Origin of the sequence: Nocardioides conyzicola, assembly GCF_039543825.1 — a bacterium.
GTDB lineage: Bacteria > Actinomycetota > Actinomycetes > Propionibacteriales > Nocardioidaceae > Nocardioides > Nocardioides conyzicola.
In genome coordinates, this window is record NZ_BAABKM010000002.1 from 2,329,880 (window position 1) to 2,354,618 (window position 24,739).

29 protein-coding genes and 1 tRNA gene are annotated in these 24,739 nt (G+C 71.2%); 17 read left to right on the top strand and 13 right to left on the bottom strand.

The genetic code is table 11. From position 1 onward, the window contains the following. Positions 1-3: 3 nt before the first annotated feature. Positions 4-645, bottom strand: coding sequence for a PaaI family thioesterase (locus ABEA34_RS14300; RefSeq protein WP_345522009.1), 642 nt, complete (start codon positions 643-645; stop codon positions 4-6). An 82-nt stretch (positions 646-727) separates the two neighbouring features. Here ABEA34_RS14300 and ABEA34_RS14305 point away from each other — a divergent pair, with 82 nt between their 5' ends. After that, a complete protein-coding gene (locus ABEA34_RS14305; protein WP_345522010.1) occupies positions 728-1,279 on the top strand; it encodes a GNAT family N-acetyltransferase in 552 nt (183 codons plus the stop codon). Between the two features lie 135 nt (positions 1,280-1,414). On the opposite strand, the gene ABEA34_RS14310 is transcribed toward ABEA34_RS14305, so the two are convergent. Further along, a tRNA-Lys gene (locus ABEA34_RS14310) sits at positions 1,415-1,487 on the bottom strand. Between the two features lie 490 nt (positions 1,488-1,977). On the opposite strand from ABEA34_RS14310, the gene ABEA34_RS14315 reads away from it, so the two are divergent. The 4 genes from ABEA34_RS14315 to ABEA34_RS14330 all read left to right on the top strand — a co-directional run bounded on the left by ABEA34_RS14315 (position 1,978) and on the right by ABEA34_RS14330 (position 3,099). Continuing rightward, positions 1,978-2,181, top strand: a complete 204-nt coding sequence (locus tag ABEA34_RS14315) for a cold-shock protein (RefSeq protein ID WP_028644610.1) — start codon at positions 1,978-1,980, stop codon at positions 2,179-2,181. Between the two features lie 206 nt (positions 2,182-2,387). Next, positions 2,388-2,552 (top strand): hypothetical protein, encoded by a 165-nt coding sequence (locus ABEA34_RS14320; RefSeq protein ID WP_345522012.1) that lies wholly within the window; start codon positions 2,388-2,390, stop codon positions 2,550-2,552. A 41-nt stretch (positions 2,553-2,593) separates the two neighbouring features. Beyond that, positions 2,594-2,887 (top strand): metal-sensitive transcriptional regulator, encoded by a 294-nt coding sequence (locus ABEA34_RS14325; RefSeq protein WP_345522013.1) that lies wholly within the window; start codon positions 2,594-2,596, stop codon positions 2,885-2,887. After that, positions 2,884-3,099 (top strand): cation transporter, encoded by a 216-nt coding sequence (locus ABEA34_RS14330; RefSeq protein WP_425576875.1) that lies wholly within the window; start codon positions 2,884-2,886, stop codon positions 3,097-3,099. Before ABEA34_RS14325 ends, ABEA34_RS14330 begins: the two co-directional genes overlap by 4 nt. A gap of 1 nt (position 3,100) precedes the next feature. Here the strand turns inward: ABEA34_RS14330 and ABEA34_RS14335 are convergent, their stop codons facing one another. Beyond that, complete coding sequence (locus tag ABEA34_RS14335) at positions 3,101-4,162, bottom strand: hypothetical protein (protein WP_345522014.1); 1,062 nt, start codon at positions 4,160-4,162, stop codon at positions 3,101-3,103. Between the two features lie 45 nt (positions 4,163-4,207). Between ABEA34_RS14335 and ABEA34_RS14340 the strand changes: the two genes are divergently transcribed. From ABEA34_RS14340 to ABEA34_RS14365, 6 genes are all read left to right on the top strand, one after another. After that, positions 4,208-5,068: an NUDIX hydrolase gene (locus ABEA34_RS14340; protein WP_345522017.1), complete on the top strand. Its 861-nt coding sequence runs from the start codon at positions 4,208-4,210 to the stop codon at positions 5,066-5,068. A gap of 169 nt (positions 5,069-5,237) precedes the next feature. After that, entirely contained in the window at positions 5,238-6,347 is a 1,110-nt protein-coding gene (gene pstS / locus ABEA34_RS14345; RefSeq protein ID WP_345522019.1) for a phosphate ABC transporter substrate-binding protein PstS, read from the top strand. Positions 6,348-6,419: 72 nt separating this feature from the next. Continuing rightward, entirely contained in the window at positions 6,420-7,355 is a 936-nt protein-coding gene (gene pstC / locus ABEA34_RS14350) for a phosphate ABC transporter permease subunit PstC (protein WP_345522021.1), read from the top strand. Beyond that, the gene (pstA, locus tag ABEA34_RS14355; protein WP_345522023.1) at positions 7,352-8,452 is read left to right on the top strand and encodes a phosphate ABC transporter permease PstA; all 1,101 of its coding nucleotides are present in this window, start codon (positions 7,352-7,354) and stop codon (positions 8,450-8,452) included. The genes pstC and pstA overlap by 4 nt, the downstream gene beginning before the upstream one ends. 24 nt (positions 8,453-8,476) lie before the next feature. Further along, the gene (gene pstB, locus ABEA34_RS14360; RefSeq protein WP_345522025.1) at positions 8,477-9,256 is read left to right on the top strand and encodes a phosphate ABC transporter ATP-binding protein PstB; all 780 of its coding nucleotides are present in this window, start codon (positions 8,477-8,479) and stop codon (positions 9,254-9,256) included. A gap of 161 nt (positions 9,257-9,417) precedes the next feature. Further along, entirely contained in the window at positions 9,418-10,473 is a 1,056-nt protein-coding gene (locus ABEA34_RS14365; protein ID WP_345522026.1) for a hypothetical protein, read from the top strand. Positions 10,474-10,614: 141 nt separating this feature from the next. Here ABEA34_RS14365 and ABEA34_RS14370 read toward each other — a convergent pair whose 3' ends face one another. From ABEA34_RS14370 to ABEA34_RS14380, 3 genes are all read right to left on the bottom strand, one after another. After that, entirely contained in the window at positions 10,615-11,613 is a 999-nt protein-coding gene (locus ABEA34_RS14370; RefSeq protein ID WP_345522027.1) for an inorganic phosphate transporter, read from the bottom strand. A gap of 5 nt (positions 11,614-11,618) precedes the next feature. After that, a complete protein-coding gene (locus tag ABEA34_RS14375; protein WP_345522028.1) occupies positions 11,619-12,236 on the bottom strand; it encodes a DUF47 domain-containing protein in 618 nt (205 codons plus the stop codon). Between the two features lie 101 nt (positions 12,237-12,337). Further along, on the bottom strand, positions 12,338-14,461 hold the full coding sequence (locus ABEA34_RS14380) for an RNA degradosome polyphosphate kinase (RefSeq protein WP_425576885.1): 2,124 nt from the start codon (positions 14,459-14,461) through the stop codon (positions 12,338-12,340). Between the two features lie 73 nt (positions 14,462-14,534). On the opposite strand from ABEA34_RS14380, the gene ABEA34_RS14385 reads away from it, so the two are divergent. Next, the gene (locus ABEA34_RS14385) at positions 14,535-15,554 is read left to right on the top strand and encodes an alpha/beta hydrolase (RefSeq protein WP_345522030.1); all 1,020 of its coding nucleotides are present in this window, start codon (positions 14,535-14,537) and stop codon (positions 15,552-15,554) included. On the opposite strand, the gene ABEA34_RS14390 is transcribed toward ABEA34_RS14385, so the two are convergent. The 3 genes from ABEA34_RS14390 to ABEA34_RS14400 all read right to left on the bottom strand — a co-directional run bounded on the left by ABEA34_RS14390 (position 15,555) and on the right by ABEA34_RS14400 (position 19,103). Continuing rightward, on the bottom strand, positions 15,555-15,737 hold the full coding sequence (locus ABEA34_RS14390; RefSeq protein WP_345522031.1) for a hypothetical protein: 183 nt from the start codon (positions 15,735-15,737) through the stop codon (positions 15,555-15,557). A gap of 377 nt (positions 15,738-16,114) precedes the next feature. Continuing rightward, positions 16,115-18,700: a coiled-coil domain-containing protein gene (locus ABEA34_RS14395; RefSeq protein ID WP_345522032.1), complete on the bottom strand. Its 2,586-nt coding sequence runs from the start codon at positions 18,698-18,700 to the stop codon at positions 16,115-16,117. A 43-nt stretch (positions 18,701-18,743) separates the two neighbouring features. Next, a complete protein-coding gene (locus tag ABEA34_RS14400; RefSeq protein ID WP_345522033.1) occupies positions 18,744-19,103 on the bottom strand; it encodes a DsrE family protein in 360 nt (119 codons plus the stop codon). Positions 19,104-19,126: 23 nt separating this feature from the next. Between ABEA34_RS14400 and ABEA34_RS14405 the strand changes: the two genes are divergently transcribed. Genes ABEA34_RS14405 through ygfZ form a run of 3 tightly spaced genes read left to right on the top strand, consistent with a single transcriptional unit; the run spans position 19,127 to position 20,992 of the window. Beyond that, positions 19,127-19,621 (top strand): heme-binding beta-barrel domain-containing protein, encoded by a 495-nt coding sequence (locus ABEA34_RS14405; protein WP_345522034.1) that lies wholly within the window; start codon positions 19,127-19,129, stop codon positions 19,619-19,621. 5 nt (positions 19,622-19,626) lie between these two features. Then, positions 19,627-20,049, top strand: coding sequence for a Fur family transcriptional regulator (locus tag ABEA34_RS14410; protein WP_345522035.1), 423 nt, complete (start codon positions 19,627-19,629; stop codon positions 20,047-20,049). Continuing rightward, positions 20,042-20,992, top strand: a complete 951-nt coding sequence (gene ygfZ / locus ABEA34_RS14415) for a CAF17-like 4Fe-4S cluster assembly/insertion protein YgfZ (RefSeq protein WP_345522036.1) — start codon at positions 20,042-20,044, stop codon at positions 20,990-20,992. Before ABEA34_RS14410 ends, ygfZ begins: the two co-directional genes overlap by 8 nt. On the opposite strand, the gene mshD is transcribed toward ygfZ, so the two are convergent. Together mshD and ABEA34_RS14425 are read right to left on the bottom strand one after the other, a co-directional pair. Next, positions 20,989-21,804 (bottom strand): mycothiol synthase, encoded by an 816-nt coding sequence (mshD, locus tag ABEA34_RS14420; RefSeq protein ID WP_345522037.1) that lies wholly within the window; start codon positions 21,802-21,804, stop codon positions 20,989-20,991. The two genes, ygfZ and mshD, sit on opposite strands and share 4 nt — an antisense overlap. A 10-nt stretch (positions 21,805-21,814) precedes the next feature. Beyond that, entirely contained in the window at positions 21,815-22,552 is a 738-nt protein-coding gene (locus ABEA34_RS14425; protein WP_345522038.1) for a response regulator transcription factor, read from the bottom strand. A 138-nt stretch (positions 22,553-22,690) separates the two neighbouring features. Between ABEA34_RS14425 and ABEA34_RS14430 the strand changes: the two genes are divergently transcribed. Further along, a complete protein-coding gene (locus ABEA34_RS14430; protein WP_345522039.1) occupies positions 22,691-22,942 on the top strand; it encodes a MoaD/ThiS family protein in 252 nt (83 codons plus the stop codon). A gap of 3 nt (positions 22,943-22,945) precedes the next feature. Here ABEA34_RS14430 and ABEA34_RS14435 read toward each other — a convergent pair whose 3' ends face one another. Together ABEA34_RS14435 and ABEA34_RS14440 are read right to left on the bottom strand one after the other, a co-directional pair. Next, positions 22,946-23,554: a hypothetical protein gene (locus tag ABEA34_RS14435; protein ID WP_345522040.1), complete on the bottom strand. Its 609-nt coding sequence runs from the start codon at positions 23,552-23,554 to the stop codon at positions 22,946-22,948. Positions 23,555-23,587: 33 nt separating this feature from the next. Then, complete coding sequence (locus ABEA34_RS14440; RefSeq protein WP_345522041.1) at positions 23,588-24,037, bottom strand: VanZ family protein; 450 nt, start codon at positions 24,035-24,037, stop codon at positions 23,588-23,590. Positions 24,038-24,095: 58 nt separating this feature from the next. On the opposite strand from ABEA34_RS14440, the gene ABEA34_RS14445 reads away from it, so the two are divergent. Further along, positions 24,096-24,554, top strand: coding sequence for a thioredoxin family protein (locus ABEA34_RS14445; protein WP_345522042.1), 459 nt, complete (start codon positions 24,096-24,098; stop codon positions 24,552-24,554). Positions 24,555-24,739: the final 185 nt, after the last annotated feature.

Below are 24,739 nucleotides of genomic sequence, written 5' to 3' on the forward strand. Positions count from 1 at the left end.
GCCCTACTCGAAGGACGCCGGCTTCTCCTCGGGCTGCTCGCGGGCCCACCGCGGCAGGATGAAGAGGCCCTCGGCCTCGACGGTGATGCCCTCGGCGTCGGAGAGATGTCCCCGCGCCCAGGTCTTGATGCCTTCGCTGCGCTCGATCCACGCCTCGGCGCGCAGGTCGCCCAGCGGCGTCGCCCGGCGGTAGGTCAGCGTCAGGCTTGCGGTCATACCGGGCTTGCCGCCGGCGCCGGTCGCCTCGCCGAGCATCTGGTCGAGGACCAGGGCCGACACCCCACCGTGCACGAGCCCGGGAGGGCCCTCGTACGCCGCGCCGAGGTGGAAGTCCGCCCAGGCCCGGCCGGTGCTCTCGCGCCCGATCTCGAGCGGCGGCGCGACCGCGTTGCGGAGCCCGACGACGGTGTTGCCCCAGTGCCGGCCGCGGTTGTTGACGGCGTACGGGCCATCGAGCTGGCGGGCCTGCAGCCGCGCCACGATCCCCTCGAGCTCGGCCTGGATCCCCGCGACCTCGGCGTGGTCGATCTCGCTGCGGATCGTCGCGTCGACGAGCTCCCGGACGACCTCGGTGAACGGGCCGTAGAGCGCCGCCTCGCGCTCGACCTGCTCCGGAGTGCTCGGGACGCGCTGGGGGAGGGCCACCGGCCGATCGTAGAACACGTTCCAGTTCGGCTCGCCGGAAACCCGGTCGCCCGCACCGGCGCCGGGTTGATGGAATGAGGCCATGACCGCCCTCCGCGATCCCGCCACCGCCCACGCCGCCTCCTGGATCGCGACGATGCGCGAGTTCCACGCGGGTGGCGAGGAGCACGTGCACGGTGCCGGGCTGTGGGACCTCGAGAGCGTCGACCTCACCGAGGCCGGGTGCGCAGTTGTCGTCGAGCACCTGCGCGCGCAGGCGGACCCGGCGACCGAGCTCGCCGACAACCTGGTGCACTGCACCTACCTCTGGATCACCGACGGCGACCCCGAGGAGGTCGTCGGCTTCCTCGCGCTGCGCCACGCGCTCACCCCGTGGCTGCTCGAGGAGGGCGGTCACATCGGCTACGCGGTCCGGCCCTCGCGCCGCAGGCAGGGCCACGCGTCGCGCGCGCTGGCCCTCGCCGTACGCCGTGCCGGCGAGCTCGGCATCGCCCGCGCACTGGTCACCTGCGACGAGGACAACGACGGCTCGCGCCGGACGATCGAGCGCTGCGGCGGGGTCTACGAGGACTCCCGCAACGGCAAGCGGCGCTACTGGATCGACACGGCAGCGAGCGGCCCGGAGAAGGAATGAACCGCCGGGGTCTCGGGCCCGCCGGCGGTTCAATCCCGGGAGAGGCTAGGGACTCCCCGACGGGCGCGGAACCTCTTGGCCGAAACCCTGGGGTCCAAATGGCCCGGTTGCCCGACCAGGTGGACGGCCGCTCGGTAGGCCCCGTGGGACTCGAACCCACAACCCGCGGATTAAAAGTCCGATGCTCTGCCAATTGAGCTAGGGGCCCGGGAGATGAGCGCACAGCGTATCGGGAGGGTCCGGGGGCACCCCGGTGGTCCTGTCGTCGGCACGCTCCGAGGAGATATCTTCAAGGTTTCCGCAAGGTCCGGCAGATCCCTTGGGGACGACCGGAGCGGCCGCTAACGTTGTCTTCACAAGCCGCGCTGGTGACCCGAGACGCCAGCGCGGCTTGTTTCTATTTCGGCCCAGTGAGCTCGCCTGGGAGCGCCGTTCGTCACGCGTCCGTAGCACAACCTTCATCCGCGACGTGAGAAAAAGGCGGCCGGGGAGGTTCGCTCGGCAGCGATGGTTGGTAACGTGTCGTCTGCAACAGGTGCAAGTTCCAGCAGGTATGACGCCGGCGGAGTTTGTGATCCAACGGCGTTTCTTCTTTCGTGGGCCTACCACTCATGCGAAGTCGGAGCGACGTGTCACCGCACCTGATGTGGGACCGTCGAAGTGACGGTCTCTCGCCCCGACAGAGGAGTAACGAGCACATGGCTCAGGGCACCGTTAAGTGGTTCAACGCAGAAAAGGGCTTCGGCTTCATCGCTCAGGACGGCGGCGGCGACGACGTCTTCGTCCACTACTCGGCGATTCAGACCCAGGGCTACAAGTCCCTGGACGAGAACCAGAAGGTCGAGTTCGAGGTCACCCAGGGTCCCAAGGGCCCGCAGGCGGAGAACGTCCGCGCGCTGTGATCTGACGGCCGTCCGAGCGACGGCCTGGAAGGGCTCCACCCGCGAGGGTGGGGCCCTTTCATCATTTCGGGGGGCCCGGTTGGAGCGCTGGTATGGCCCGGACGGGTCACTTTTGGGATTGCGGCGTTTGTCACCGTGACGGTCGGGCACCCTGAGCGTTAGGGGAGGTTGACCAGCAGATGCGCAGAACGCAGGGGAGGGATGACGTGCACGATCAGTTCGACATCTCCCTGGAGGACTCCGATCTGCTCGGCGAGGTCGAGCTCACGACCAACCTGATCATCGCGGCCAGCGAGTCCGACGAGCACCTGTCCCTCGACGAGATCGACAAGATCCTCGGGGTCGTCCCGCCGCCGCGCAGCGAGGCCTGACGGCTCGTCGGCCGCATACCCCTGAGGGGTATCATGGCGGTATGAGCGAGCACCAGCACGGCTACATCCAGCGCAAGGACGACTATCTCCGTCGGCTGCGTCGGATCGAGGGCCAGGCCCGCGGTCTGCAGCGCATGGTCGAGGAGGAGCAGTACTGCATCGACATCCTCACCCAGGTCGCGGCGATGACGAAGGCCCTGCAGGCGGTCTCCCTCGGCCTCGTGGAGGAGCACCTGACCCACTGCGTGGTCGATGCCGCCCGAGCGAGCGACGAGGCGGCGCAGGAGAAGATCGGCGAGGCCGTCGAGGCCATCACCCGGCTGGTGAAGTCGTGAGCGCTCCGACCACGAGCGCGTGGCAGGTCGAGGGCATGACCTGCGGGCACTGTGTCGCCGCGGTCACCGAGGAGCTCACCGCGCTGGACGGCGTACGCACGGTCGAGGTCGTCCTCGAGACCGGCGCCGTCACCGTGACCAGTGACGACCAGCTCGACCGGGTCGCCGTCGCGGCCGCCGTCGAGGAGGCGGGCTACCGGCTCGTCTCCTGACCTAGCAGGTCGCGAACAGCACCGGCCCGCTGGACAGGTCGGAGAAGACGTACGAGCCCGACGTGGGGGACAGGTCGATCGTGACCAGGTCCCCGTCGGCCGTCGCCGACTCGACGGAGAACCGGTCGGAGAAGTCGCCCCCCTGGCCTGGTGCCGGGCCGGCGGCGAGGGTCGCGCGGCTCCGGGCGTTGGTGCGGGCCTGCGCGTCGTCCGCGAACGCCATCACGGCCCGGACGTCGCCACCCGGCTGCACCGACATCGCGTACGCCGTCATCGGGTCGACCGTGCCGGCGTCCTCGATCAGCCGGTCGGCGGTCGCCTGGTCGTCGGCGTCGGCCTGGCTCATCGCGAGCTTGGAGCAGACGTTGTCGCCGTCGTACACGGCCGCCGAGAGCGGCTCCCCGGAGCCGCTGACGACCGAGCGCATCGGCGCGGGCACGGTGTCCTGGCCGAGCTCGTCGACGACCTGGCCCAGGTAGTCCTCCCGGTCGCTGGTGAGGACGAGACCACGGTCGGCGTCGAGCGCGACGTACTGCAGCTCGGGGGTGAGGTCCGCGCCGATCTCGGGCAGGAGGGTGTCGCCACCGACCCAGACGCCGTCGCCTCTCGTGGGTCGGGTGAACCCCGCGTCCTCGAGGTCGTCGCCCACGCCGTCGAAGTCCGAGCCGTCGGTGAGCTTGATGATGACCACGGCACCCTGGGTCGACTGGCTGAAGAGCTCCCACGCGGCGTTGGCGGGGGAGAAGCCGAAGTGGCTCTGGAGCACCGGTGCCGACTGCACCAGGGCCGACGCCGAGGTCAGGTCGTCGTCGAACGCGTCGTCCAGGAAGGACTGCACGTCGTCGGCCGACGAGTCCGCGTCGAGGTGGGCGCCCGCGCGCTTGCGGACCGCCGACCAGTCCGTCCAGGAGAGGCGCTCGGCGTCGGGCGGCGCGTACGCCGTCGCCTGTTCGAAGGTGGTCTCGTCGCGACCCTGCCACCAGTGCACCGCGACGATCACTGCGGCGGCGAGGAGGGCCAGGCCGACCAGCGCCACGACCACGATCGTCAGGCGTTTGCGCACGGGCGGGTCTCCTCTTCGGGCCGGGCTGGTGTGAGACTAGTTCGTATGCCCACGAAGGACGTGCTCGCGGCCGGCGCCGTCGTCTTCCGCCCCGGGAAGCGTGTGCTGCTGGTGCATCGTCCGCGCTACGACGACTGGTCCTTCCCCAAGGGCAAGCTCGACCCCGGCGAGCACGTCACCGCGGCCGCCGTGCGAGAGGTCTCGGAGGAGACCGGGCTCCACGTCCGGCTCGGCGTCCCGCTGTCGCCGCAGCGCTACCCGATCACCGGTGGCCGGACCAAGCAGGTCTCCTACTGGGTGGGACGGGCGGTCGGCGACCCGGACGTCTCGGACTACCGCCCCAACGACGAGATCGACGAGGTCGCCTGGCTCCCGTACGACGAGGCGATGGCGCGGCTCACCTACGACTACGACCGGAGCACCCTCAAGGAGGCGCGCTCGCGGCGGCGCCAGACGCACTCCGTCGTCGTGCTCCGCCACGGCCAGGCCCGCGCGCGCAAGGGCTGGCGGCAGGACGACCAGCTGCGGCCGCTGGTCCAGCTCGGTCGCACGCAGGCGCAGCGGCTGGTGCCGGTGCTCGCGGCGTACGACGTCACCAAGATCGTCAGCTCCGGCAGCATGCGCTGCCTCGAGACGATCACGCCGTACGCCGACACGACCGGCTGGAGCATCGAGGTCGCCGACGGCGTGAGCGAGGAGGGGGCGACCGCCCGCTCCGTGGTCGACGTGGTCGACGCGCTGGTCGCCGGCGACGAGTCGGCGGTGCTCTGCACCCACCGTCCGGTGGTGCCGGCGGTGCTCGACGCGCTCGGCGTGGCCGACACCAAGCTCGATCCCGGCGCGATGCTCGTCGTGCACCTGCGTCAGGGCACGGTGACCGCTACCGAAGTGCACCGACCCGCCTGAGTCAAGCCTCTCCCGGGCTTGTTCACGTGATTGCCGTCTCGTGCCCGGCTGTCGGTCCCCAATTGGGCAACCCGAGTTCACCGCTCGTTCACCGACGACCCCGGAACCGTCCACTTCGGCTCCCTACCTTCGCTGGTGTCAGAGACACAGAAGACAGAGGAGTCTTGAAGTGATCCGCACTTCCATCCGCCGGGCAGTCGTGCCGGGCATCGCCGTTCTCGCCCTTGCCCTCACCGGCTGCGGCGCGGGCAACAGCAGCGACAGCGGCAGCGACGGCGGCAGCGGTGGCGACAGCCTCAGCGGCACCCTCGCCGGCGGCGGCGCCAGCTCGCAGGACACCGCACAGCAGGCGTGGCGCGCCGCCTTCCAGGGCGACAACTCCGGCGTCACCATCACCTACGACCCGGTCGGGTCCGGCACGGGTCGCGACAACTTCATCAGCAAGGCCTACTCGTTCGCGGGCTCCGACTCCTACCTGAGCGACGACGAGGGCCAGCTGAGCGACGCCAAGGAGCGTTGCGGCGGCGAGGACGCCATCGAGGTCCCCGGCTACGTCAGCCCGATCGCGGTCATCTTCAACCTGCCGGGCGTGGACTCGCTCAACCTCAACGCGAAGACGATCGCCGCCATCTTCGACGGCAAGATCACCAAGTGGAACGACGCGACCATCGCCGCCCTCAACGACGGCGTGGACCTGCCCGACACCGCGATCTCGCCGGTGCACCGCTCCGACGACTCCGGCACCACCCAGAACTTCACCGACTACCTGAACAAGGCCGGCGAGGGTGCGTGGAAGTACGACGCCGACGGCGTCTGGCCGATCAAGGGCGGCGAGGCCGCTGAGGGCACGTCCGGCCTGGTCGCCGCCGTCAAGGGTGGCGAGGGCACCATCGGCTACGCCGACGAGAGCCAGGCCGGTGGCCTCGGCATCGTCTCGGTCAAGGTCGGCGAGGAGTTCACCGCGCCGTCCGCCGAGGGCGCGGCCAAGGCGCTCGCCGTCTCCAAGCCGGTCGACGGCCGCGCGGACGTCGACATGGCGATCGACATCGACCGGACCACGACCGAGTCCGGCGCCTACCCGGTGCTGCTGACGTCGTACCTGATCGCGTGCCAGCACTACGACGACGCCAACGAGGCCGCGCTGGTGAAGGGCTTCCTGTCCTACATCGTGTCGGACGCCGGCCAGCAGGCCGCCGCCGAGCAGGCCGGCTCCGCGCCGCTGGACGCCTCGCTCTCGCAGCAGGCGACCGACATCGTGAGCGCCATCTCCGCCAAGTAACGACCTCGGACGTACGGCGGCCCGCGACCCGGGTCGCCGTACGGCCGTAGCAGCACTCCCGACAGGAGCCTCGTGTCCAGCACAGCACCACCCTCGCCGCGGCCCGTGGTCCGCCCTGGTGACCGCATCTTCGCCGGTGCTTCCCGGGTGGCCGCCCTGACGATCATGCTGGCGCTGGCCGGCGTGTTCGTCTTCCTGGCGATCGAGGGCTACCCCGGGCTCAGCGCCCCCGAGAACATCTACGCGCCGGCCACCGACTTCTGGTCGTACGTCGGCCCGCTGGTCTTCGGCACCATCCTGGCGGCCGTGGTGGCGCTGGTGATCGCGGTGCCGTTCTCGATCGGTGTCGCGCTGTTCATCTCGCACTACGCGCCGCCGCGGATCGCGGCCCCGATCGCCTACGTGATCGACCTCCTCGCCGCCGTACCGAGCGTCGTCTACGGCCTGTGGGGCGGCCTGGCGCTGGCGCCGGCCCTGCGGCCGGTCATCGACTGGCTCTACGACAACCTGAGCTTCATCCCCTTCTTCGCCGGGCCGCCGTCGGTGACGGGCCGGACCATGCTGACCGCGGGCATCGTGCTCGCGATCATGGTCGTGCCGATCACGACGGCGATCTCCCGTGAGGTCTTCGCCCAGACGCCGCGGCTGCACGAGGAGGCCGCCATGGCCCTCGGCGCGACCCGTTGGGAGATGATCCGGCTCGCCGTCTTCCCGTACGCCCGCTCCGGCGTGATCTCCGCCGTCATGCTCGGCCTCGGCCGCGCGCTCGGCGAGACGATGGCGGTCGCGATGGTCCTCTCCGCGACGCCGGTCGTCACCCTGAACCTGATCTCGAACTCCAACCCCGCCACGATCGCCTCCAACATCGCCTCCAACTACAAGGAGGCGACGCCCGACAAGCAGGCGGTCCTGATCGCCACCGGGCTGGTGCTGTTCGCGGTCACCTTCGTGGTGAACTTCGCGGCCCGCTGGGTCATCAGCCGCGGCGAGAGGAACCTGACGCGATGAGCACCACGACTCCGCTGGAGCCCGACTCCTTCGCGATCACGGCCAACCTCGCGCAGCCCCGGCTGCCGAAGTGGGCGGTGCTGCTGGTCGCCCTGCTCTCGCTCGGCATCGCCGGCCTGCTCACCCTGCTGCTCGGGTGGAACCCGTTCGCCGGGCTGGTCGTCGCGATCATCCTGATGGCCCTCGGTATGCCGCTCTGGTCGCTGCTGCTGGAGGGCCGTCGCTCCGCGGCGGACCGCCTGGCCACCTCGCTCGTGTGGGCCGCGTTCGCGGTCGTGCTGGTGCCGTTGGTGTGGCTGATCTGGCTGGTCATCAAGAACGGCATCGGCGCCATCAACGGTGAGTTCCTCTCCTACGACATGCGCAACGTCGTCGGCGCCGGTGGCGGCATCTACCACGCCCTGTGGGGCACGATCCTGGTCACCAGCGCGGCGGCGCTCATCTCGATCCCGATCGGGCTCTTCACCGCGATCTACCTCGTCGAGTACGGCCGCGGCCGGCGGCTGGCGCGGGTCACGACCTTCCTGGTCGACGTGATGACCGGCATCCCGTCGATCGTCGCGGGCCTGTTCGCGCTCTCGCTCTTCGTGCTGATCTTCGGGCCCGCGATCCGGATCGGCTTTGGTGGCGCGGTCGCGCTGTCGCTGCTGATGATCCCGACGGTGGTCCGCTCGGCCGAGGAGATGCTGCGCCTGGTCCCCAGCGACCTGCGCGAGGCGTCGTACGCCCTCGGCATCCCGAAGTGGCGCACCATCGTCAAGGTCGTGCTCCCCACGGCCCTCGGCGGCATCATCACCGGCGTCGTGCTGGCGATCTCCCGCGTCATCGGCGAGACGGCGCCGCTGCTGGTGGTCGCCGGTGCGACCGACACCGTCAACTTCAACCTCTTCGACGGCCGGATGACGACCCTGCCGGTCTACATCTTCCAGCAGTACAGCTCGCCCGGCACCGTGCCGCTCGGGGGGCACGGCGACCCGCCGGGCTACGCCCGTGCCTGGGGCGCCGCGCTGGTGCTCATCGTCATCGTGATGGTGCTCAACCTCGTGGCCCGCATCATCGGCACGTACTTCGCCCCCAAGACCGAACGGCGCCGTTGAGCGCGCCTGTGTGAGAGAGAAACCATGGCCAAGAGCATCGACGTCTCCGACCTCAACATCTACTACGGCGACTTCCTCGCCGTGCAGGGCGTCAACATGACGATCCGCGCCAAGGCGGTGACCGCGTTCATCGGTCCCTCCGGCTGCGGCAAGTCGACCTTCCTGCGCACCCTCAACCGCATGCACGAGGTGATCCCCGGTGCGCGCGTCGAGGGCAAGGTCATGGTCTCCGGGCAGTCGCTCTACGACCCCTCGATCGACCCGGTCGCCGTACGACGCCAGATCGGCATGGTCTTCCAGCGCCCCAACCCGTTCCCGACGATGTCGATCTACGACAACGTGCTGGCCGGCTCCAAGCTGAACTCGAAGAAGATGAAGAAGGCCGAGGCCGACTCCATCGTCGAGAAGTCCCTCAAGAGCGCCAACCTCTGGAACGAGGTCAAGGACCGGCTCTCGAAGCCCGGCATGGGCCTCTCCGGTGGCCAGCAGCAGCGGCTCTGCATCGCCCGCGCGATCGCGGTCGAGCCCGAGGTGCTGCTCATGGACGAGCCGTGCTCCGCCCTGGACCCGATCTCGACGTCCGCGATCGAGGACCTGATCCACGAGCTGAAGTCCGAGTACACGATCGTGATCGTGACCCACAACATGCAGCAGGCCGCCCGCGTCTCCGACGACACCGGCTTCTTCAACCTGAAGGCGACCGGCGAGCCGGGCCACCTGGTCGAGTTCAACCCGACCAACAAGATGTTCACCAACCCGGACGAGGAGTCCACCGAGGCCTACATCTCGGGCCGCTTCGGCTGAGTCCGGTGGGATAGCCACGGGCGAGATGGCTGCTCGCGGGGCTCGCACCCAACCAGCTCGTCCGTGGGTAAGTCGCCGTCCGTCGCCGATCCGGAGCGCTCGGCAAAGGGGGCTGTGGATAGACCGCGCGTGGTCTCGGGCGATCGCTCAGGCTGAAGCGCATGCCACCTGCCCGCCTCGAACCTCCGTACGACGGAGCGCGTCCTGGCGTCGTCCGACCGGTGCGGGTCGACCCGGCCGGGCTGACGGGTCCGACCCGGGCCCAGGCACGTGGCCGATCCTGGCGGCGAACCAGCTACGGCTTCTACGTCCCGTCCGAGGTGGACGGAGACCTCCCCGAGCAGAGGATCGTCGAGGCAGGTCACGACCTCCGGGGCACACAGTCGGTGACGGGGTGGGCCGCGCTGCGCTGGCACGGTGCCGAGTGGTTCGACGGGAGGACCGCCGCTGGCGATCAACGCCCCGTGCAGCTCGCCGTCGTGCACGGGTCGCGACGCTCGCAGCCAGGGATCAACGTCACGTCCGAGTACCTACCGCCGCGTGACCGGGTCGTCCTCGATGGCCTCCAGGTCGTGTCGCGTGTGTGTGCGGTCGCGTACGAGATGCGGTACGCCGCCGATGTCGTCGAGGCGGTGCGCGCGTTCGACCTGGCGGCGGCCGCTGACCTGGTGTCGCGCGTCGAGGTGCTGGACTACTTCGAGCTGCTCTACCACTGGACCGGGATCCCGCTCGCTCGCGAGGCCGCGACGCTCGTCGACGAGAACGCGTGGTCGCCCGCCGAGGTCGATGTGCGCCTGGTGTGGCCGCTCGACCTCGGCCTGACCGCGCCCGTGACCAACCGGCCCGTGTTCGACCGGCAGGGTCGGCACGTGGGCACACCCGACCTGCTCGACGTGGAGGCTGGACTGGCTGTCGAGTACAACAGCCGACTGCACCTGGCCGGCGCCCGGCATGCGAAGGACCTGGTGCGTGACGACGACTTCAGGGCGGTCGGTCTCGAGGTCCTCACCCTGGTGTCAGCCGACCGGGTCGATCGGCGTCGCATGATCGGCCGGATCCAGGCTGCGCGGGCGCGCGCGCCGTTCCTGTCGGACGTCGACCGCCGCTGGACGCTGGAGCAACCGACCTGGTGGCAGCCGACGCACACCGTCGAGCTCCGCCGGAGCCTGACACCGGCACAACAGGAGCGGTTCCTCGGCTATCGGCGTACGGGGTGACGGTGTCGTGGGCCTGCCCGCCCGGGTGAAGGCTTACCCACGGGCGCGATGGTCGTGGACATGGCCCAGAAGCAGCCAACTCGTCCGTGGCTATGCCGCCGGGGCCCGGGGCGCGCCAACACGCACCCCGAGCAGACGACCTCAGGACCCGAGGATCGGGTGCAGCACCAGGTAGAACACGGCAGCGACGAGACCGGCCATGGGGAAGGTGAGCACCCAGGCGGTGACGATCGAGCGAGCGACACCCCACCGTACGGCGGAGAAGCGCTTGGTCGCTCCGGCGCCCATCACGGCCGAGGTGATCGTGTGGGTGGTCGAGATCGGCGCGTGGTAGATGAACGCGGTCGTGTAGAGCACGGCCGCGCCGACCGACTCGGCGGCGAAGCCGCGGGCCGGGTCGAGGTGGATGATCCGGCGGCCGAGGGTCCGCATGATCCGGAAGCCACCGGAGTAGGTGCCCAGCGAGATCGCGCTGGCGGCGCAGATGATGACCCACAGCGGCAGGTCGTCGTCGGGCGCGGCGTACCCGGACGCGACCAGCGCCAGGAAGATCACGCCCATCGTCTTCTGCGCGTCCTGGAGGCCGTGACCGAGCGCCAGCGCGGCGGCGGAGACGGTCTGCGACATCCGGAAGCCGCGGAAGACCTTGTGCGGATTCCGCTTCCGGAAGATCCACATGATCGCGAGCATCACCAGGAAGGCGGCGCCGAAGCCCACGACGGGCGAGAGCACCATCGGGATGACGACCTTGTCGAGCATGACCTGCCAGTGCACGGCCGCGCCGCCGACCAGGCCGGCACCGATCAGGCCGCCGATCAGCGCGTGGGTGGAGGAGGAGGGCAGGCCGAAGTACCAGGTGATCAGGTTCCACGTGATGGCGCCGAGCAGGGCCGCCATCACGATCACCAGGCCCGAGGTCGAGTCGATGCCGCCGATGGTGTCGCTGACGGTGTGGGCCACTTCCTGGCCGAGCAGCGCGCCGACGAAGTTCATCACCGCCGCGAGCAGCAGCGCCACGCGCGGGGTGAGCGCGCGCGTGGAGATCGACGTGGCGATCGCGTTGGCCGCGTCGTGGAAGCCGTTGGTGTAGTCGAACGCCAGGGCGATGACCACGACCGCGATGAGGATCGCGAGGTCCATGGACGTCAGGACTCCTTGACCGCGATCTGCTCCACGGTGTTGGCGACCTTCTCGAACGCGTCGATCGCCTCCTCGAGGGACTCGACGATGTCCTTCAGCTTGAGGACCTCGATGGTCTTGAACTCACCGCTGAAGAGCTTCGCGATCGTACGGCGGTGGTTCTTGTCGCCGGCGTTCTCGAGCCGGTTGATCTCGATCCAGTACTCGTCGAGCGACTGCAGCGACTGGAGGTTCGGCATCGACGCCGCGGTCAGCTCCGCGCACCGCTGGAGCACCTCGACCTGGGTCGACAGCTCCGGCGGCAGGATCTTGACCTCGTACAGCAGGATCATGTCGACGACCTCGTCCATCAGGTCCATCACGTCGTCGAGGCCCGAGGCCAGCGCGTAGATGTCCTCGCGGTCGAAGGGCGTCACGAAGGTCGAGTTCACCTTCTTGACGATCGCGTGGGTCGTCTCGTCCGCCTGGTGCTCGGCCTCCCGCATCCGGCGGGCGACGTCGTCGCGGTCGGCGCCCTCCGCGAGCATCTCGGCCAGCAGCGAGGCGCCACCGACGAGGTGCTGTGCCTGCTCGGTGAAGAGGTCGTAGAACGAGGTGTCGACAGGGCGGAATCGGAATCCCACGGATAACTCCTGGTGAGGAGGAAACGAACGCGATCAGACTAGGGGGTGGCGTCCCGAAACGCGCAAGTGAGCCCGGCGAGCGCCGGTGTCCGTGTCTCGGGTCACCGCCGGCGGCGCTGGGCCTCGATCAGGGTCTCCTGGAGGTGTACGGCGCCGCCGTTGCGGGTCCAGGTGCCGTCCGCGTCCAGCTCCCACGCGTTGGTGTCCTCGTCGAAGGCCAGGTCGAGCAGCCCGCCGACGGACCGCACGTTGTCCTCCCCGGGCAGCCGGACCAGGACCTCGACGCGCCGGTCGAGGTTGCGGTGCATCATGTCCGCCGAGCCGATCCACGCCTGCGGGTCGCCGCCGTTCTCGAACCAGTAGATCCGGCTGTGCTCCAGGAACCGCCCCAGCACGGACCGCACCGAGATCGTCTCGGACAGCCCGGGCACGCCGGGCCGCAGCGCGCAGATGCCGCGGACCAGCAGCTCGACCCGCACGCCCGCCTGTGAGGCGAGGTAGAGGGCGTCGATGATCGCCTCGTCGACCACGGAGTTGGCCTTGAGCCGGATCCCGGACCACCGGCCCGCCTGGTGGTGCGCGACCTCGCGGTGGATCTGGTCGACCAGCCCGGAGCGCACCGAGTCGGGGGCGACCAGCAGCTCCTCGTACGACGCGTTGCGCGACCAGCCCGACAGGTTGTTGAAGAGGTGGGCGACGTCCTCGCCGATGCGCTCGTCGGTGGTGATGAGGCCGACGTCCTCGTACATCCGCGACGTCTTCGGGTTGTAGTTGCCGGTCCCGATGTGGGTGTAGCGGCGGATGCCGTCGGGCTCGTCGCGCACCACCATCGCGAGCTTGCAGTGGGTCTTGAGGCCGACGATGCCGTAGACGACGTGGCAGCCGGCCTGCTCGAGCTTGCGCGCCCAGCGGATGTTGGCCTGCTCGTCGAAGCGGGCCTTCAGCTCGACGATCACCAGCACCTGCTTGCCGGCCTCGGCGGCGTCGATGAGGGCGTCGATGATCGGCGAGTCGCCGGAGGTGCGGTAGAGCGTCTGCTTGATCGCGAGCACGTGCGGGTCGGCGGCCGCCTGCTCGATGAAGCGCTGCACCGACGTCGCGAACGAGTCGTACGGGTGATGGAGGAGCACGTCGTTGCGCCGGGCCGCCTTGAAGACGTCGACGGGCGCGGAGGACTCGACCTCGGCCAGCCGGACGTGGGTGGTCGGCACGAACGCGGGGTACTTCAGCTCCTGGCGCGGCAGGTCGGCGATGTCGTGGAGCCCGCGCAGGTCGAGCGGTCCACGCAGGCGGAACACCTCGTCCTCGGAGATGCCGAGCTCGGACACGAGCAGCTCGAGCACCTGCGGCGCGATCGACTCCTCCACCTCGAGCCGGACCGGCGGGCCGAAGCGGCGGCGCAGGAGCTCCTTCTCGAGCGCGGCGAGGAGGTTCTCGGCGTCGTCCTCCTCGACCTCCAGGTCCTCGTTGCGGGTGACCCGGAAGGTGTGGACCTCGAGCACCTCCATGCCGGGGAAGAGTCGCTTGAGGTGCTCGCCGATGACGTCCTCGAGCGGGACGAAGCGCTGGTTGCCGACCGGCACGAACCGGGCGAAGATCGGCGGCACCTTGACCCGGGCGAAGTGCTCCTTCGACGTCTTCGGGTTGCGCATCAGGACGGCGAGGTTGAGCGACAGTCCGGAGATGTAGGGGAAGGGGTGCGCCGGGTCGACGGCCAGCGGCGTCAGGACCGGGAAGACCCGGTCGCGGAAGAGCCGCTTGCAGGCCTTCTGCTCGTCGCGGTCGAGGTCGTCCCAGCGGACCAGGTCGATCCCCGCCTCGGAGAGCGACGGCACGATCTCGTCGCGGAAGAGCCGGGCCTGCCGCTCGGCCAGCTCGCGGGTCGTCGACAGGATCTGCTGGAGCACGATGTTGGGCATCAGCCCGGACGCCGACGGCACGGCGAGGCCCGCCGCCATCCGGCGCTTGAGGCCGGCGACGCGGACCATGAAGAACTCGTCGAGGTTGCTGGTGAAGATAGCCAGGAAGCGGGTCCGCTCCAGCAGCGGCAGCCCGGGGTCCTCGGCGAGCTCGAGCACCCGCTGGTTGAAGTGGAGCCACGAGAGCTCGCGGTCGAGGAAGCGGTCGGCGTACTTCTCCACCGCGGCGAGCGCGTCGTCGTCCGGCTCGTACGGCGGCTCGACGTCAAACGTCTCCTCGGGGATCCCCTCGCCGTGGCTGGACATGGAGTCCTGGGGCAGGCTGTCGAGCGTCATGGCCCCCAGTCTGGCACCGACGGGTGAACGATAGGTTGCGCCCGTGGACGTCGTCGAGCGGGTCAACACCATCGGGCTGCGTGTGGCACTGGCGCTGCCGCCGCGCGTGCAACGGGTGCTGGCCGGGCGCCGGGTGGTGGTCGACGGGGCGCCGCTGGCCGTCGACACCCAGCTGATGCTGCGGATGCAGCGCCTGGTCCGCGAGCCCGGCGCGGAGACGCTCCCGATCCCGGACGGTCGCCGGGCGGTACGCCGCCACGCCAGGATGGCCGCCGGACACCAGCCCGTCGGCGCCGTCCGCGACCTCACGGTCGCCGGCCTCCCGGCGCGGCTCTACACGCCCTCGCTGTCCCGCGGACCGCTGCTGGTCTTCTTCCACGGCGGCGGGTTCATGTACGGCGACCTCGAGTCCCACGACGCCCCGTGCCGGCACCTCGCGGAGCAGTCGGGCGTCCGCGTCCTGGCGATCGACTACCGGCTCGGCCCCGAGCGGCCCTTCCCGGCGGCGTACGACGACGCCGTCGCGGCCTACCGCTGGGTGGTCGAGCACGCCGACGACCTCGACGTCGATCGCGCGCGGCTCGCGGTCGGCGGCGACTCGGCCGGCGCCAACCTCGCGATCGGGGTCGCCATCGAGGCCGCCCGGGCGGGGCTGCCGCTCGCGTTCCAGCTGCTCGTCTACCCGGTCACCGACGCCGTGCGCGACACCGCCAGCGCGCGGCTCTTCGCCGACGGCTTCTACCTGACCAAGGCCTTCATGGACCTGGCCGGGGAGTGCTACGTCGGCGACACCGATCCCCGCGACCCCCGGGTCTCGCCGGCGTACGCCGACCTGCCGCCCGGTCTCGCGCCGGCGTACGTCGCGACCGCGGGCTTCGACCCCCTGCGCGACGAGGGTGAGGCCTTCGCCGGCCGGCTGGCGGAGGCCGGGGTCCCCGTCGAGCTGCGCCGGTACGACGACCAGATCCACGGGTTCTTCAACGTCGTCGGCGTGGGTCGCTCGGCGCGGGCCGCCAACGCCGAGATCGCCGCCGCCCTGCGGGCTGGACTCGCGCGCCGCTAGCTAGCCGGCGTGGAAGCGGCTGCGGCAGGGACATGCCCAGCCGTGGTCCGTCTGCTCCCCGCACTGGACCCGGGGCGGCTTGCGGCCGACCACCCGTCGAGCCAGCGTGGAGACCGGGCTGGACCCGCGACGGATGGCATGCCCGCAGCGGCGGCAGGTCTCTTCGTTCGCGGTCTCGGACATGCGGCCAGTGTGGGGCGGCGCGTCGCGTCCTGACTGTCAGGTTCCCAACAGTAGAGAGGGATTCTCGCTGTGTTCACGCAAGCAAGGGTGCGTCGACACCCGGGGGCGAACCCGTCGAGCCGCTAGCTCGCGTGGAACCGGCTGCGGCAGGGACATGCCCACCCGTGGTCCGTCTGCTCCCCGCACTGGACCCGGGGCGGCTTGCGGCCGACCACCCGTCGAGCCAGCGTGGAGACCGGGCCGGACCCGTGGCGGGTCGCGTGCCCGCAGCGCCGACAGATGCCACTGTCCCGAGCAGTCACCGACATGCGGCCAAGTGTGCTCCGGGACTCGCGTCAATGCCAGGAACCCCAGCAATTACTGGGGTCTGAGCATTTTCAGTGTGACCGTCGCCACCCGCGCTTCTGGCTCTGCAGCTCGACGAGCTCGGCGCGGACGGCGGCCAGCTCCTGGGCGAGCTCGTTCGCCCGCGTCTCGGCCTCGGCCCGCTGCTGCATCGCCTCCTCGGCGATCTCGGCCTGGTGGCGTACGGCGGCCTCGACCGCGGTCCGGTCGACGGCCCGGTCGGCGGCGACCTTCTCCGCGTCCGCACGCAGCCGAGCCTGCTCGGCGGCGGCTCGCTCGGCGTCCTCGCGGGCGGCGACGGCGACGCTCAGCTCCTCCGCCTGACGGCTGGCCGCGGCGGACGACGTCTCGAGGACCTCCTGCAGCTTCCGCTCGGCGCTCTGCCGGTCGGCCGCCGCTGCCGCCGCGAGCTCGGCCTGGGCGCGCGCTTCCTGTTCGGCGACCCGGCGGGCCTCGAGCGCCTCGGCCGCGACGCGCTCGGCGTCCTCGCGGGCGGTGGCGTGGTCGCGAGCGGACACGTCCGCTGCCGCCCTGGCCTCGTGGGCCAGGCGGGCGTCCTCGGCCTGCTGCTCGGCGCGCTGGTGCGTAGCGGTCTGGTCGGTCGCCGCCTGCGCGGCCGCCTCGGCCTGCTCGGCGGCCCGCATCTCGGCCTGCTCGCGGCCGGTCTGGGCCGCCTCGGCCCGGGCCGCGGCCTCCTCGGCGGCGCGCTCGGCAGCAGTGCGGTCACCATGCGCGGCGGCGGCGAGGTCGAGCTGGGCCCGAGCCTGGCGCTCCGCCTCCTCGCGGGCGGCGACCGCCGAGCTCGCGAGCTCTTCGGCGGCGAGCCGTGCGGCGTGTGCCTCCTGCGCCCGCTCGGCCTGGGCGCGCGCGCCCTCGTCGGCGGAGATCCGAGCGTCGTTGGCGTTCTGGAGCGCGACCGCCATCTGGCCCGCCGTACGCCGGGCCTCCTCCTCGCCCGCTGCTGCGGACGCGGCGGCCTCGGCCTGGCGGGTCGCCGCTTCCTCGGCCCGGGTGCGCGCGGCCTCGGCGGACTCGGCGAGCGCGCTCTGGGCGCGCGCCGCCTCCTCGGCGGTGGTGCGGGCGGTGTGGGCCTCCTCGGCGAGGCGCGCGTGCTCGGCGGCGGCCTCGTCGGCGGCGGTGCGGGCCTGGTGGGCCGACTCGGCGGATGCCTCGGCCGCGGCGCGGGCGGTGGCCTGGTCGGCCGCCTCCTGCTCGGCTGCGGCCCGGGTCTCCTGGGCCACCCGGACGAAATCCTCGTGGGCCTGCGTCGCGGCGGCGAGCCGAGCCGCGAGCTCGGTCGCCCGTGCCTCCGCTGCCTCGCGGTCCGCGTGCGCCTGCTGGGCGGTGGTGCCGGCCTCGGTCACCGAGGCCTCGGCGGCCGTCGTGGCCTCCCGGACCCGCTGCTCGGCGGTCGCGGCGGTGTCGCGCACCGACTGCTCCGTGGACGTCGCCAGCTCCTGCAGCGACGCCTCGGTGGTTGCGGCGGTCTCGCGCACGGACTGGTCGGTGGTGGCCGCGAGCTCCTGCAGCGACGCCTCGGTGGTGCTGGCGGTGTCGCGCACGGACTGCTCGGTGGTGGCCGCGAGCTCCTGCAGCGACGCCTCGGTGGTGGCGGCGGTCTCGCGCAGGGACTGCTCCGCCGACGTCGCCAGCTCCTGCAGCGACGCCTGGGCCGAGCCCGCGGTCGAGCGCAGCGACTCCAGGCTCGAGCTGGCGATGTCCGTCAGCGACTGCTGGGTCGACGCAGCGGTCTCCTCCAGGGACGCCTCGGCGGCCGCGGCCTTCTCCTGTAGTGACTGCTCGGCGGTCGCGGCCGTGTCGCGCAGGCTCGCTGCCGATGCGTCCGCGATCTCCTGCAGGCTCTGCTCGGACGAGGTGGCGAGCTCGCGGAGGGTCTGCTCGGCCGTCGCCCCCGCCGTACGCGCTGCCTCTTCGGCCTCGGTCCGCGCCGCGTGGGCGGCGACAGCGGCCTCGGCCTGTTCGCGGGCCGCGTTCTCGGCCTGCTCCCGGGCGGCGGAGGCGGCAGCGGCTTGCTCGGCGGCCTCGCGCGCCACCTCCTCGGCGGCGGTGCGGTCGACGGTCTGCTGGGCGGCCGTCTGCTCGGCGGCGAGCCGGAGCGCGGTGGCGACCTTCGCGGAGTCGAGCAGCTTGCGAGCAGCCTCCTCGGCCTCGGCCCGGGCGGTCGCAGCCTCGGTCGCAGCCGCCTCGAGCCTCGCGCGCTCGGCCGCATGGGCCTCGCCCGCCTCCTCGGCGGCACGGCGCGCCTCGTACGCCTCCTGCGCCTTCGCCGCATGCTCGGCCGCAGCGTCCTCGGCCGCGGCCCGGGCGCGGGCGGACGCCTCGGCCGCCTCCTCGGCGACCATCCGCTCCGCGGCCTGCTCGGCCGCGGCCTGCTCGGTGCGCCGACGCAGCTCGGCCGTGCGCTCGATCGCGGCCTCGAGGTCGGCCGGAGTCCGCGTGGGGGCCGGCGGCGGCGGTGGTGGCGCCGATGGCGACGCCGACGCCGGTACGGCGGCAGCCTGCGGGTCGACCTGGTCGGGCCGGCGTTGCCACCAACGGGTGGGCTGAGCGTCTGTGTCGACCTCGTCGTCGGGTCGCTGCGGTGGGGTCGCGTCCATCGGTGCCGAGCCTAGTGGTTGAGGGCCTGCCGTGGGCCGGGTGTCAGTAGACCAAAGCCTGGGCGTCGGGGGCGAGTGCTTCCTCCACGAAGGTCGACGCCCCCGCGATCCGTACGCCGGGGAGCAGATCGGCCTCGACGATGTCGCGTCGGGCGGCGCACTGGGTGCAGACGGTCACCGTGCCGCCGGCGGCCACGGCCGCCACCAGGTCGGAGGCCGGAGCGGCCTGCGGGAGCACGAAGCCCTCGCGTCCGGCGACCCCCAGCCACGCGCCCTCGCCGGTCAGCCACAGGCTCACCTCGGCGCCCGCGCTCAGCGCGGTGGCCGCGACCGTCAGACCCTGGTTGGACCGCTCGGGGTCGTCCGCGCCGCAGGTGACCTTCACGACGAGTGGGCGAGTCATACCGACCACCCTAGAGTGAGCCCATGGTGTTCGAGCTGCCTGACAACCTGCATCCCGACTGCGCCCCGGTGGCCTGGCTCCTCGGTCGATGGGGCGGCCGCGGCAAGGGCGACTACCCGACGATCGAGCCGTTCGAGTACGCCCAGGAGCTGGTCTTCACCCACGACGGGCGACCGTTCTTCCACTACTTCGCCCGCTCCTGGATCGTCGACGCCGACGGCGAGAAGGTCCGCGACGCCGCCCAGGAGGCGGGCTTCCTGCGCTGCCGGCCCGAGGGCAACCTCGAGCTGGTGCTGGCGCACTCGTCGGGCATCTCCGAGATCTGGTACGGCAAGGCCGAGGTCGCCAAGTTCGAGCTGCACACGGCCGGCGTGGGCTACACCGAGTCGGCCAAGGAGGTCACCGGCGGGAAGCGGCTCTACGGCACCGTCAACGGCGACCTGCTCTACGCCTACGACATGGCGGCCATGGGCCAGGAGCTGCAGCCCCACCTCTGGGCGCAGCTGGAGCGGCAGTAGCGCCGATGACCGACGAGCTCGCCTCCCGGCTGCACAGCCTCGGCTACCGGCTGACCCCGCAGCGGCAGCTGGTGCTCCAGGCGGTCGAGACGCTCGGTCACGCCACCCCGGACGAGATCCTCGCCGAGGTGCAGCAGCACGCGAGCGCGGTCAACGTGTCCACGATCTACCGCACGCTCGAGGTGCTCGAGGAGCTCGGCCTGGTCCGCCACGCGCACCTGTCGGACCGCGCCCCGACGTACCACTCCGTCACCGACCACGTGCACTTCCACCTGGTCTGCCGGAATTGTCACCGCGTCGTCTCGGTTGACCCAGAGGTGCTGGCTCCGTTCGCGAGCCGGCTCCGCGAGGAGCAGGGGTTCGTCATCGATGTCGGACACCTGGCGATCTTCGGCCAGTGTGTGGAGTGTGAGGACCAGGATGCGTAGCCCGTTGTTGGACCTGCCCGGTGCCGTCGGCGCCGACGGCATCGACCGCGAGGTGGCCGCGCACTACGGCTCCTTCAACGGTGAGCAGCGCACGCTGGAGTCGGGGGCCGGGTTCGTCGACCTCTCGCACCACGACGTCGTCCGTGTCTCCGGACCGGACCGGCTGACCTGGCTGCACTCGCTGACGACGCAGCACCTGGAGTCGCTGGCGCCGAAGGTGTGGACCGGGGTCCTGATCCTCAGCCCCAACGGCCACGTCGAGCACGCGTTCTTCGGGTACGACGACGGGGAGTCGTTCACGGCCTTCACCGAGCCCGGTGCGGCTGCCGCGCTCGTCGGGTTTCTCGACCGGATGCGCTTCATGATGCGCGTCGAGGTCGCCGACGTCACCGAGGAGCTGGCCGTCACCTGGCGCCCCTCGGCCAACGCCGAGGGCCCGTACGCCGGCTACGAGCTCATCCCGCGCGACCAGCTCACGGCGTACGCCGAGGCAGCCGGTCCGGCGTGCGGGCTGTGGGCGTTCGAGGCGCTGCGGATCGCGCGCGGTGAGCCGCGGCTCGGCCTGGACACCGACCACCGCACGATCCCCAACGAGGCCGGCTGGATCGGCCCGGCCGTCCACCTCGAGAAGGGGTGCTACCGCGGGCAGGAGACCGTCGCCCGCGTGCACACCCTCGGGCGCCCGCCGCGCCGGCTGACGCTCCTGCACCTCGACGGCTCCGAGAACCGGCTCCCCACCGTCGGCACCGAGCTGCTCCACGGCGACAAGGTGGTCGGCTTCGTCGGCACCTCGGCCCGGCACCACGAGCTCGGCCCGATCGCCCTGGCGATGGTCAAGCGGAACGTGCCGCTCGACGCGCAGCTCACCGTCGAGGGGATGCCTGCCGCCCAGGAGGTCCTCGTCGACCCCGAGGTCGGGCTGCACGTGCGCCCGCTGCGCTAGTCGCGGCGATACATCACGTGGGTGTCGGCGTCGGCGTGGGTGAAGCCCAGGCCTGAGTAGACCGCCACGGCGGGCGCGTTGTCGGACTCCACGTAGAGCAGGATCTCGGCGACCCCGAGGCCGGCGAGGTGGTGGAGACCCGCCAGCGTCAGCACCTTGCCGAGACCCCGGCCCTGCGCGCTCGGGTCGATGCCGACCACGTAGACCTCGCCCAGGTCGGGCGAGTGCTGCTTGGTCCAGTGGAAGCCGAGCACCCGCTCGCCGTCGGTCGCTAGGAGCAGGCCTGCCGGGTCGAACCACGGCTCGGCCATCCGCTCGGCCAGCTCGGCCGCGTCCATCGCGCCCTGCTCGGGGTGGTGCGCGAACGCCGCCGCGTTGACCCGGACGATCTCGTCGGCGTCCGCCGGCGTGTAGCCGCGGACCGTCAGCCCGGGAGGTACGGCGAGCTCGGGGAGAGGAAGCGACGTCGGCCGACGCATCACCCACAGCGACCGCACCCGCTCGAACCCGTGGCTGCGCGCAAGCGCCGCCGCCGCCGGGTGGTCGCCGTGCGACCAGGCGCTCTGCCCGCCCTCGGGCACCTCTGCGAGGAGCTCCGTCGCCACCCCGCGCCCGCGGGCAGAGGGGTGTACGACGAGGCTCAGCTGGTCACCGATCAGCAGCGCGACGCCGTCGGCGGACGTCCACGACCGCACGGTCTCCGGGTGGTGCCGCAGCGCCCGCCAGGTCGCCTCGTCCAACGGAGCCGCACCGTCCTCGGCCTCGGCAGCAGCAGCGATGTCGGCGATCAGGTCGAGGTCGAGGGCGGGCACACCGTCCAGGCTAGACGGATTCCTCGATCCGCTCGGTCGCGCGAGCGTCGGCGGCGGCCTGCTGGTCCTTCGACGGCAGCACGAACCGGTAGCCCACGTTGCGCACGGTGCCGATCAGCGTCTCGTTCTCCACGCCGAGCTTGGCGCGCAGGCGGCGTACGTGCACGTCGACGGTGCGGGTGCCGCCGAAGTAGTCGTAGCCCCACACCTCCTGCAGCAGCTGCTGGCGGCTGAAGACCCGGCCGGGGTGCTGCGCCAGGAACTTCAGCAGCTCGAACTCCTTGAAGGTCAGGTCGAGCGGGCGGCCGCTGATCTTGGCGGTGTACGTCGCGTCGTCGACGACGACCTCGCCGGAGCGGATGACGTGCGACTCGGGGTCGTCGGCCTCGCGGCGGGCGTTGAGCCGACCGATGGCCAGCTTGATTCGCGCCTCGAGCTCGGCCGGGCCGCAGGTGTGCAGCACGACGTCGTCCATGCCCCAGTCGTGCGTCACGACGGCGAGGCCGCCCTCGGTGCAGACCAGGAGAACCGGCACGTCGGTGCCGGTGGTGCGGATCAGGCGGCAGAGGTCGCGGGCGTGGGCCAGGTCCTGGCGGCCGTCGACGAGGAGCAGGTCGGAGTCCGGAGCCTCCAGGAGGGCGCTGCCCTCGGAGGGAAGGATCTTGACCTGGTGACCGAGAAGCGCCAGGGCCGGCAGCACCTCCGCCGACGGCTGGAGGGCGCTGGTGAGAAGCAGGAGCGTGCTCATGGGTTGGTCTCCTCCCGAAGGGGCGGGGACCGAAACGCAACGCTGGGCTTCGGCCGATCACTCGTTCCTGGTGAACAATACCGAAACATGGGTGTCGCATTGGAAGGTTCCAAGCGAAATGAGACTGACATCATCCGCGTGCACTACTGGGCCTCGGCCCGCGCGGCCGCCGGTGTCAGCGGAGATGACCTGCCCGTGGACGGCCCGATCACGCTGACCGAGGTCGTACGCCGGGCCGTGGCGCTGCACCCGGGCACCCGGCTGCCCGAGGTGCTGCAGGTCTGCTCGACGCTGGTCGGCGAGCAGCCGGTGACCACCGAGGACCCCGGTCTGGTGCTGGTCGAGCCGGGGTCCTCGGTGGAGTTCCTGCCGCCGTTCGCCGGTGGCTGAGCGTCAGGGAGCCGTGTACGCCCAGGCGCCGTAGTAGTAGTAAGCCGTGTCCGCCGCGGGCTCGCTGAAGCTGAGGTAGAAGGTCCGGTCCCCGACCTCCGCCGCGTCCCACGGGTAGACGCGGGCGCTGGTGAGGCCGCCGATGCCGTCGAGGTAGACGCACACCTTGCCGGGCGGTGCGGTCGGCTCCGCGAGCGTGCCGGTGCACGTCGGGTCCTCGTCGCTCGTCTCGGTGAGCGAGTCCGGTGCGAAGGCGTACGACGTCGGCGCGGCCGGGGCGACGCCCGGGAGGTTGATGTTCTCGACCTGTCCCGAGAGCGCGGCGCCGGTGGTGCCGGTGTCGTAGAAGTAGCCGCTCACGGTGTTCCCGGACGGGATGACGTCCCAGGCGCTCGCGCCGTCCTTGCCGTTCTTGCCCTTGAGGGACTTGACCGTCTTCGAGGAGAGGTCCTGGGTGGTGAGGGTCTTGTTCTTGATGTCCTTGGTCGTGATCGTGTTGTCCTTGATCTGCTTGCTGGTGATCAGGGAGCCGGCGACGGCTCCTCCGGTCGACCCGAGCAGGAGGAGGACGGCGGCGGCCGCGAGGACCGGGACATAGCGGGGCAGTTTCATGTCGGCGACGCTAGGGGCGCCGACCGCCCCGGGTCATGACCCGTCCGGACCAGTTCTCGACCGCCACTCGACCAGTCGCCGCCCCGCCAGGACCACGACCGCGCCGACCAGGCCACCGAGGGTGTTGGCCACGATGTCGGCGTTCGACGCGGTCCGGCTGCCGAGCAGCAGCCCCTGGGTGAGCTCGACCAGGACCGCGATCAGGAGTGTGTACGCCGTCCAGTCGCGCCACGTCGTACGAGGCCAGATCAGCGACCCGAGCGCCGACACCGGCGCCAGGATCGCGATGTTGCACAGGAACTCCGCCCGCTCCTGGCTCGCGGTCTCGGGCGAGAAGCCGACCCAGACGCCGAGGTCGCTGACCCACGAGGCCATCTCCGACTGGTTGCCCGACGTGGGCGCGAGCAGGGCGACGGCGAGCAGCGCGGAGTAGGCCGCAAGCACGATCGAGAGCGTCCGGACGGACGGGCGGGCGATCGGCATGACCGGAACGCTTTCACACGGCATGGAATGTGATGACCACCGCTCCGGTTGACGGGATGTGAGCAGTGGAGCCTGGATCGTCGTCGCCGTGGTGGTCCTCGGCCTCGGTTTCGGCACCTACCGCGCGCTGACCGACGGCCGCTTCCGCGGCACGCGCCAGGTCCGCGACGCCGAGCCGGCTCCGGTGGTCGAGTCCGTCGAGACGCCCTGGACCCACGTACGGACGGCCGTCCCGACCGCGACGTTGGGGGAGAAGGCGACGCTGCTTCAGTTCTCCTCGGCCTTCTGCGCACCCTGCCGTGCGACCCGGCGAACCCTCTCCGAGGTCGCCGAGGTCGTGCCTGGCGTCGAGCACCTCGAGATCGACGCGGAGCACCACCTGGAGCTCGTCCGTCGCCTCGGCATCCTGCGGACGCCGACCACCCTGGTGCTCGACGCGACCGGCGCCGAGGTCACCCGCGCGGCGGGAGCGCCGCGCAAGGAGCAGGTTCTCGCGGCCCTGGTGAGCGTGAAGTGACCACATTCTGGACGCATGGACCACATGGTGAGACGTCGAGTGTTGGTTCGGGCCGAACGCTCCCTACTGTGGTGGACATGTCCTCGACCATGCTGACGAAGCGCCGCGCAGTGGATCACTGCCGCACGCGCTCGTCGCTCTGTCGAATGCACTGACGAGGTCGCACTCCCTCTCGCCGTACGGCG